The following is an 8,273-nucleotide window of genomic DNA, read 5'->3' as shown; positions in this document are numbered from 1 at the left end:
GCAAAACTGAAGCTGATGGGAAGGGAGAGAAGGTTGATAAGCAAAGTATCTGCGACATGGACGTCGCAGCTAAGCCTCCAGGGAGGATTCACGGCGTCTTTGTGTTCAACCTTCTCTCCCTGACCTGTCACAAAAACCCTCAGAAAACTTGCAGGGTCACAACGACAAACATTCCCTGACCTGCCACCTGACTGACCTGTCACCTGACTGTTCAAACTTTCGGCACTACAGAGACAAGCTCTCCCTGACCTGTTACCAGAACCTTCAAAAGACTTGTAGGGTCACAACAACAAACATGCCCTAACCAGCCACCAGCAAATCCAGCCAGCTCGCCCTTCCCAACTTTTACACCGTGATCTGTTGGGTACGGATCAGCTGCGCCGCTTTCTCAATCTCTGGCGCTAACCAGCGGTCTTCTTTCCAGGTGGCGACTTCCTGCCTCAGCAATCGCCAGGCGCGCTGCGTGCCCTCGCCTGCTTTCTCTGCGTCGTGGAAGTCCAGCGCCTGGGCGGCTAACAGATATTCGATGGCCAGAATCTGTACAGTATTTTCTGCAAGCTTCAGCAACTTTAACGCGGAGCTGGTGCCCATGCTCAGATGATCTTCCTGTAACCCCGAGGTCACGTAATTATCCAGCACCGCTGGCTGCGCCAGATGCCGGTTCTCTCCACATAACGATGCGGCAACGTATTGCGCGATCATCATGCCGGAATTTACGCCTGGTTCGGCCACCAGGAATGCCGGTAATCCACTGACCAGTGGATTGATTAAACGATCGAGACGGCGCTCCGCAACGCTGCCGATTTCTGCCACCGCGATCGCTAATGCATCGGCTGCTAATGCCACGGATTGACCATGCGGATTGGCCTGCGAAACCACTCGCCACTTCTCTGCCGTTCCCAGCACCAGCGGATTGTCCGTTGCCGCATTCAGCTCGGTCTCAATCTGCCGGGCCGCGTAATCAAACTGATCGCGGCTGGCGCCGTGGATTTGCGGCATGGAGCGCAGGCTTAACGCATCCTGCGTGCGGATACCTTTGCTCCCGGCAATAATCTGGCTGCCAGCCAATAACTGCCGCAGCCTTTCGCCCACCAGTTGCACATTGGTGCTGCCTTTAAGCGCCAGAATCTCGGCATCAAACGCCTCCTGCTGACCGCGCAAGGCTTCAAAACTCATCGCGCCCGTCACGTCAGCCCAGGCAAACAGCCGGCTAGCTTCTTCCAGCGCCAGACAGGCAAGCCCGGTCATACACGGCGTGCCGTTGACCAGACTCAGACCATCTTTCGCCCCTAACGTGCAAACCTGCAGATCTTCGGTCGCCAGCGCCTCTGTTGCCGGAACACTCTGGCCGCGATAACTCACGTTGCCAATGCCAATCAGCGCCAACCCGACATGCGCCATATGTGTCAGATAACCTACAGAACCTTGCGTCGGCACCTGCGGCGTAATGCCGCGATTCAGCAACGACAGCAAACCCTGAACAATCTCCGGCGAAATGCCGGATTTCCCGTGGCTGTAATTGGCAATCGCTGCACAGATAATGGCTCTGACCTGCACATCTGGCAGCTTCGGCCCTACGCCGCAGGCATGACTCAGTAAGGTATTACGGGACAGCTGGCTGAGCTGATCCTCTTCTAAGGTGATATTGCACAGCGCACCCAGCCCCGTGTTGATGCCATAAGCTATCTGCTGGTCACCGACGATACGGCTGACAATGCCGCGCGCGGAGTAGATGCGCTGCCAGGCTGCGTCACTCAATTGCAAAGCGGCAGAGGATTTTGCCACTTGCACCACGTCCTGCCAGTTCAGGCGCGAATCACCCCAGGTTACCTGCTCCGTTGTGCTCATCCTTACCCCGCCCGATGACTGGAAATAAATTGCTGAAAACGCGGCGAACCTTGCTCGCCAAACATCTCTTCCGGCGTCCCCTGACAGTCAATCATCCCCTGATGCATAAACACCACGCGATTTGACACGTTACGGGCAAATCCCATCTCATGGGTGACCACCAGCATCGTGCGGCCTTCTTCTGCCAGACTGCGCATCACCTTCAGCACATCGCCTACCAGCTCAGGGTCCAGCGCTGAGGTGGGTTCATCAAACAGCATCACTTCCGGCTCCATCGCCAGCGCGCGTGCAATCGCTACGCGCTGCTGCTGGCCGCCAGAAAGCTGCGAAGGATAAAAATCTTTGCGGTTCAGCAACCCCACACGGTCGAGGATCTTTTCTGCCTGTTCAATGCACGTTTTCTTACTGCGCTTCAATACGTACAACGGTCCTTCAATCACATTTTGCAGCACGGTCATATGCGACCACAGATTGAAGCTCTGAAACACCATACCCAACCGGGAGCGCAGAGACTCAACCTGACGGTGGTTAGCCGCGAGCTGATGCCCACGCGCATGACGCTTCATCTCGATGGTTTCACCAGCCACACTCACCACGCCCGAGTCCGGCGTTTCGAGCAGGTTAATGCAGCGCAGAAAGGTACTTTTGCCAGAACCACTTGCACCGAGGATCGAGATAACATCACCCTTTCTGGCCTCCAGCGAGATGCCCTTTAACACTTCAAGCGAGCCAAAGGACTTGCGAATGTCATTCATCGACAGGGTAATCGGGGCATTATTAGTCATGTTTCTCTCCGGCAATCACAGGGGGAACGGGCAGAGGCAAATCGGCTTCTACCGGACGCAAGCGTGGCGACAGCCTGCGCTCAATCCAGGCGTAGATTTGAACGATGATAAAATTGAGGATCAGGTAAATCAGCGCCGCGCAGATGAACACTTCCATCGTGCGGTATGTGCGCTGAATAATCTGCTGTGCCACACCGGTCACATCCCAAACCGTCACCAGACTGGCGAGTGCGGTGGACTTCACCAGCAGGATCGCTTCCGTTGAATAGGCCGGCAGCGCATAGCGCAGCATGATTGGCGCGATAATCCGGCGCAGCAGCAACCAGCGTGACATGCCGCAGGCCATCCCGGCTTCAATTTGGCCTGATGGGATCGCCAGCAGCCCGCCACGGAAAATTTCGGCAGTATAAGACGCGGTACAAAGCCCCAGCGCAACCACTGCGCAGAAGAACGGCTCGCGCAGCACCGGCCAGACAAAACTGTGGCGGATAACTTCAAACTGGCCCAGACCGTAATAGATCAGAAACAGCTGGATCATCAACGGTGAACCGCGAAAAACCAGAATATAGAGGCGGGCGAAACCACTCAGTAGCAGATTGCGGCTCATGCGCATCGCCAGAATCAGCAACGCCAGAAAACCCCCGAGCACAAATGAAGAGAAAAACAGCCCCAGCGTCACCGGCAGAGCCGCCGCCAGCTTGAGGAAGGTGTCCGTTAAAAACGCAAAATCAATCATCAGGCCTCTCCTTTAGCTGTGGGCCGCAGTGCGGCTTCGATGTGCGCGCCCCAGCCGTTGTTCAGCCTTTTTAAAGGCGGTGTTAGAGAGCACCGTCAAAAGTAGATAACAGGTGCCGCCGATCAGGTAAAAGGTGAAGTACTGACGTGTGGAGCCCGCCGCAACCTGACTGGCACGCATTAACTCCACGATACCGGTGACCGAAATCAGCGCGGAATCCTTCAGACTCATCTGCCAGACATTGGACAGGCCAGGCAGCGCATAACGCACGACCTGAGGCAAAATAATGCGCTGCAGAATGCGCCACTTCGGCATGCCGATGGCCTGCGCCGCCTCAATCTCACCCGAGTTCAGCGCCAGCCTGCCTGCGCGGAACACTTCCGCCTGATAAGAGGCGGAAATCAACCCAATCGCCAACGCACCAATCAGGAACGGCGGCACTTCGATAAAACCATCGGCACCAAACATCTGACCAATCTGGGTAATCAGCCCGGAGCCGCCAAAATAGAACAGGTAGATAATCAGCAGTTCCGGAATGCCACGGAAAATCACTGAATAGCCGTCACCCAGCCAGCGCACCGGACGGCGAGGAGAAAGCTTGGCTGCCGCCACGCCGCTGCCCACTACCGCCCCCACCATCATCGCCACCAGAGAAAGCAGTAATGTGGTCAGCGTTGCACTAAGGATTAAGCCTCCCCAGCCATTTTCACCAAACCCAAGATTGGCCATTGTTGCTGCTCCCCGCCTATGGCGTTACGTCAGTTTTAAACCATTTTTCACTGAGCTTTTTCACCGTGCCGTCAGCCAGTGCCGCTTTGATCGCTTCGTCCAGTTTGGCTTTCAGATCGCCATCCGATTTGCGGATGCCAAGTGCCTCGCCTTCCCCCCAAATCGGGCCGCCCAGTTGCGTTCCGCCCAGCTGAAGGTCTTTGTTTTCCGGCTTGCTCAGAATGGAATTAGCAAAGGTCACATCGTCAAATACCGCATCAATACGCTCGGCCTGCAGGTCGAGAATGGCATCCGCAGAGGCGTTGTATTCACGCACGGTAGCCACATCCTTGAAGTACTTATCGATGAATGGCGTATACACCGTGCCGGAAGCAATCCCGATGGTTTTACCTTTCAGCGCCGCTTTCAGGCTGGCAATAGCCGGTTCGATTTCTTTCGGATCGTCATGCAGCTTGAGAATTTTTTCAGGACCGGTGCCCGCTGGCAGCACGCCCCCGCTTTTGGTGGTAATAAAGCTGGCTGGCGTTGAGGCGTACGGCACAGTGAAATCAATCACCTTGCGGCGATCCGGGGTGATCACGATGGCATCCATGATCACGTCGTATTTTCCGGCCTGCATACCGGCGATCATGCCGTCCCAGTTCTGCACCACTAGCTTGCAGCTGATTTTCATGCGCTGGCACAGATCGGCCATCAGCTCTGGCTCAAAACCGCTGAGCTTGCCGCCTGGTAGCGTCATGTTCCAGGGTTCGTAGCTGCCTTCGGTAGCTATGGTGATCGATTTCCACTCTTTCGCCTGAATGGGAAGGGCGCAAAGCAAGGCTGAAGTCACAAGGGAGGTAACCAGTACCCGACGGACTAAGGGATGTTTCATCAAGCGCTCCTGGAAGAAAAATGGTCGCACGACGGCTGAAAGACGCGGCGAACCCTGAGTTTTACTCTGTCGAATAGCAACAGACCTTAAGTAGCCATGTCATGTATATACAAGTAATCATCTAACTATTCCCGTCACGAAAGACAAAACTGTGACGCACCCTGTGTTAATGGGTTGTTATCGTCAGTTGTTATGTCTTGTACATACAACCAGAGCAATTTTTATGCCATTTCTGTTGCGGCTGCTAACCTGCAGAAAAATAAGAAACGCCCCACAGAAAACAGCGGGTTAGCGCTGCAGTCAACGCCGCCTGTTGCACCACAAGGAAGCAATGCGCACCAAAAAAACCCGCTAAATCACGCAGCGACGGATGAAAAATGTCTGTTGTACAGACAGATACACTGTGTACACTTTCTCTTCAGCCCGCAAAAAGGTATTCGCAGTGTCAGACCACAAAGCGCTCTCCGAATTGATTACCCTGCTCAGCAATGAACCCGCACCGCTCTATCAACAGGTTAAACAGGGCATCATTAATTTGATCCGCGTCGGACACTGGCAACCCCATCAGCGTGTTCCCTCTGAAAGTGAAATGGTGAGTGAACTGGGCGTCAGCAGGATGACCATTAACCGGGCGTTGAGGGAGTTGACCAGCGAAGGGTTTCTGATGCGATTGCAGGGCGTCGGCACCTTTGTCGCTGAGCTAAAGGCTTACACGCCGATGCTGGAAGTGCATAACATTGCCGATGAGATTGCCAGCCGGGGACATCGTCACGCCAGCGAAGTGCTGTTCCTGCGCGAAGAAAAGGCCGAGTTTGTCAGCGCTCAGGCGCTTGGCATCAGCGTTGGCGCTCGCCTGTTCCACTCCCGCATTATCCATTTTGATAACGAGATACCGGTGCAGTTGGAAGATCGTCAGGTCAATCCTTTGGTCGCTCCGGAATATCTTCAGCAGGATTTTACCCAAAGCACGCCCTTTGCTTATCTTACGCAGATTGCCCCGTTGACGGCGGGTGAGCACGTTGTGGAAGCGGTCAGCGCTTCGGATGAAGAGCGGCAGTTGTTGCAGATTGCGGTGGGTGAGCCCTGCCTGCAGATTCAACGCAGAACCTGGCATCAACAGACCGTGGTGACCAGCGCGCGACTGCTCTATCCGGGCGCACGCTATAAGATGTTTGGCCGTTTCCAGCCACAGAATGCGTTTTAAAACGGACTGGCCTCTCAGCGTTAAGAGGCCTACCGGAATTAGCGTTGCAACATGCGGTCGATAATCTGTTTCAGCAGCGGTTGCAGCGCAGCCGCTTTGTCTTCGCGCCAGTTAAACGGCGGCGTTTCATCCATGTAATTGCACTGTGCCAGCTCAAGCTGCACGGCATGCTGGTTCTCTTCCGGCTTGCCATATGCACGCGTGATATAGCCGCCTTTAAACCGGCCATTCATCACCCAGCTGAAGCTGGACTGTGCGCTACAAATCCCACTTAACCCCTCAGTGATTGATGGGCTACAGCTCAAGCCGCCATTGGTGCCCAAATTCAGATCCGGCAACTTACCTTCAAACAAACGCGGGATCACCGAAGCGATGGAGTGCGCATCAAACAGCAACGCGTAGCCAAACTTCTGCTTAAGCCGCGCCAGCTCCTGCTGGATTTGCTGATGATAAGGTGTCCAGAGGGTCTCCAGATAGCTCTGACGCTGGGCGTCCGTTGGCGTCATGCCTGGTTTAAACGTTGGCGTGCCGTCAAACAACGTTTCAGGATACAGGCCAGTAGTCGCAGTGGTGTACAGCGCGGCATTGTCCGGCGGTCGGTTCATGTCGATCACAAAACGGGAATAGTTTGCCACCAGCACGCTGGCTCCCATCTCGCGGACAAAATCATACAGCTGAGGAATATGCCAGTCCGTGTCCGGCAGGCCGCTGGCAGCCTCACTCAGCCCCTGCTCGACTTCCGGGGTCAGCGCGGTGCCAGCATGCGGGGCGCTAAACAGCAGGGGTAAGGTTCCTTGCGTAAACTCGAAGGGTTTCATCGTATTGCCTCTCCTCTGAAAATTACCTGACAAGGCAATTGCCCGCCAAGCCAGTAAACCAGTTCCGCCGGGCGCTTAAGCGGCCAGTGAACGAAGTCAGCATATTTTCCGATCTCAAGAGATCCCTGAGTATCGGCCAGGCCCAGCGCTTTTGCCCCGTGAAGGGTGGCTCCAGCCAGCGCTTCTTCCGGGGTCATCCCGAAGAGCGTACAGCCCATATTCAGCATCAGACGCAGGGACAGGGCCGGTGAAGTGCCAGGATTGGCATCGCTGGCCAGCGCCATCGGCACCTTGTATTTGCGGAACAACTCGACAGGTGGCACCTGCTTTTCACGCAGCAGGTAGAACGCGCCGGGCAGCAACACAGCCACCGTGCCGCTCTCGGCCATCGCCGCCACATCCGTTTCGGTCGCATATTCAAGATGGTCAGCAGACAGCGCGTTAAATTTCGCGGCTAAGGCTCCACCCCCTAGCGAGGAGAGCTGTTCGGCATGGAGTTTAACCGGCATGCCAAGGCGCTGAGCGGCCTCAAATACACGGGTAACCTGGGCTGGAGAGAAAGCCAGATGTTCGCAGAACGCATCAACAGCATCGGCTAGTTTTTCTCGCGCGACCTGCGGCAACAGCTGTTCGCAGATCAGGGTGATCCAGCCATCCGGATCGGATTTGAATTCAGGCGGTGTGGCGTGTGCAGCCAGGCAGGTAGCACGAATCTGTACCGGATGGCGTTTTGCCAACTGGCGAATCGCTTTCAGCATTCGCAGTTCACTCTCCTGATCCAGCCCGTACCCGGACTTGATCTCAACGGTAGTGACGCCCTCTGCCAGCAATCTTTCCAGCCGCCAACTGGCGCCAGCCACCAGCTCTTCCAGTGACGCTTTACGGGTGGCCGTAACCGTGGAAATGATGCCCCCGCCCTGCGCAGCAATCTCGCTGTAGCTGACGCCATTCAGACGTTGTTCGAACTCGTGGCTCCGGTCGCCGCCAAACACCAGATGCGTGTGGCAGTCAACTAAGCCTGGCGTCACTATCCCGCCGTCCAGTTTGTTGTGAATATCGGCGCGAATAGATTTCGCGTCTTTCCACGGGCCAATCCACACGATCTTATCCTGACGAACCGCGATAGCCCCGTTCGGGATGATGCTATACTTCCCCTCCTGCATCGTCACGATATCGGCACCGTACCACAGGCTGTCACAGCGAAGTTCACCGCTCATCTTCTCTCCCGGCTTTACTGTTGATTCATAAGTATGTATATGTATATACAACTACATTGCCT

Annotated in this window: 8 protein-coding genes; 1 reads left to right on the top strand and 7 read right to left on the bottom strand. The window is 55.4% G+C overall.

Going from position 1 to position 8,273, the window contains the following annotated elements; translation table 11 throughout:
* Positions 1 to 345: 345 nt before the first annotated feature.
* From WCC56_RS20465 to WCC56_RS20445, 5 genes are read right to left on the bottom strand one after another with little or no spacing between them, the layout of a single operon-like run.
* Positions 346 to 1,848 carry an HAL/PAL/TAL family ammonia-lyase gene (locus tag WCC56_RS20465; protein ID WP_424694151.1) on the bottom strand — a complete coding sequence of 501 codons (1,503 nt, stop codon included), beginning with the start codon at positions 1,846 to 1,848 and terminating at the stop codon, positions 346 to 348.
* 2 nt (positions 1,849 to 1,850) lie between these two features.
* A complete protein-coding gene (locus tag WCC56_RS20460) occupies positions 1,851 to 2,633 on the bottom strand; it encodes an ABC transporter ATP-binding protein (RefSeq protein WP_424694150.1) in 783 nt (260 codons plus the stop codon).
* Complete coding sequence (locus WCC56_RS20455) at positions 2,626 to 3,369, bottom strand: ABC transporter permease (RefSeq protein WP_424694149.1); 744 nt, start codon at positions 3,367 to 3,369, stop codon at positions 2,626 to 2,628. Before WCC56_RS20455 ends, WCC56_RS20460 begins: the two co-directional genes overlap by 8 nt.
* A 12-nt stretch (positions 3,370 to 3,381) precedes the next feature.
* Positions 3,382 to 4,098, bottom strand: coding sequence for an ABC transporter permease (locus WCC56_RS20450; RefSeq protein ID WP_424694148.1), 717 nt, complete (start codon positions 4,096 to 4,098; stop codon positions 3,382 to 3,384).
* Between the two features lie 16 nt (positions 4,099 to 4,114).
* Positions 4,115 to 4,972, bottom strand: coding sequence for a transporter substrate-binding domain-containing protein (locus tag WCC56_RS20445; protein ID WP_424694147.1), 858 nt, complete (start codon positions 4,970 to 4,972; stop codon positions 4,115 to 4,117).
* Between the two features lie 442 nt (positions 4,973 to 5,414).
* Between WCC56_RS20445 and hutC the strand changes: the two genes are divergently transcribed.
* Positions 5,415 to 6,176 (top strand): histidine utilization repressor, encoded by a 762-nt coding sequence (gene hutC, locus WCC56_RS20440; RefSeq protein ID WP_424694146.1) that lies wholly within the window; start codon positions 5,415 to 5,417, stop codon positions 6,174 to 6,176.
* Positions 6,177 to 6,214: 38 nt separating this feature from the next.
* Here hutC and hutG read toward each other — a convergent pair whose 3' ends face one another.
* A complete protein-coding gene (gene hutG, locus WCC56_RS20435; protein WP_424694145.1) occupies positions 6,215 to 6,994 on the bottom strand; it encodes an N-formylglutamate deformylase in 780 nt (259 codons plus the stop codon).
* Positions 6,991 to 8,211, bottom strand: a complete 1,221-nt coding sequence (gene hutI, locus WCC56_RS20430) for an imidazolonepropionase (protein WP_424694144.1) — start codon at positions 8,209 to 8,211, stop codon at positions 6,991 to 6,993. The genes hutG and hutI overlap by 4 nt, the downstream gene beginning before the upstream one ends.
* Between the last annotated feature and the right edge of the window lie 62 nt (positions 8,212 to 8,273).

The organism is Erwinia sp. (assembly GCF_049696395.1).
Classification (GTDB): Bacteria; Pseudomonadota; Gammaproteobacteria; order Enterobacterales; family Enterobacteriaceae; genus Erwinia.
Note: the sequence above shows the minus strand (reverse complement) of the source record. Positions and strands in the feature narration are given on the sequence as shown.

What these genes read in the sequence shown, in the direction of transcription:
- WCC56_RS20465 (WP_424694151.1), bottom strand. Translation starts at nt 1,848, where the DNA reads ATGAGCACAACGGAGCAGGTAACCTGGGGTGATTCGCGCCTGAACTGG.
- WCC56_RS20460 (WP_424694150.1), bottom strand. Translation starts at nt 2,633, where the DNA reads ATGACTAATAATGCCCCGATTACCCTGTCGATGAATGACATTCGCAAG.
- WCC56_RS20455 (WP_424694149.1), bottom strand. Translation starts at nt 3,369, where the DNA reads ATGATTGATTTTGCGTTTTTAACGGACACCTTCCTCAAGCTGGCGGCG.
- WCC56_RS20450 (WP_424694148.1), bottom strand. Translation starts at nt 4,098, where the DNA reads ATGGCCAATCTTGGGTTTGGTGAAAATGGCTGGGGAGGCTTAATCCTT.
- WCC56_RS20445 (WP_424694147.1), bottom strand. Translation starts at nt 4,972, where the DNA reads ATGAAACATCCCTTAGTCCGTCGGGTACTGGTTACCTCCCTTGTGACT.
- hutG (WP_424694145.1), bottom strand. Translation starts at nt 6,994, where the DNA reads ATGAAACCCTTCGAGTTTACGCAAGGAACCTTACCCCTGCTGTTTAGC.
- hutI (WP_424694144.1), bottom strand. Translation starts at nt 8,211, where the DNA reads ATGAGCGGTGAACTTCGCTGTGACAGCCTGTGGTACGGTGCCGATATC.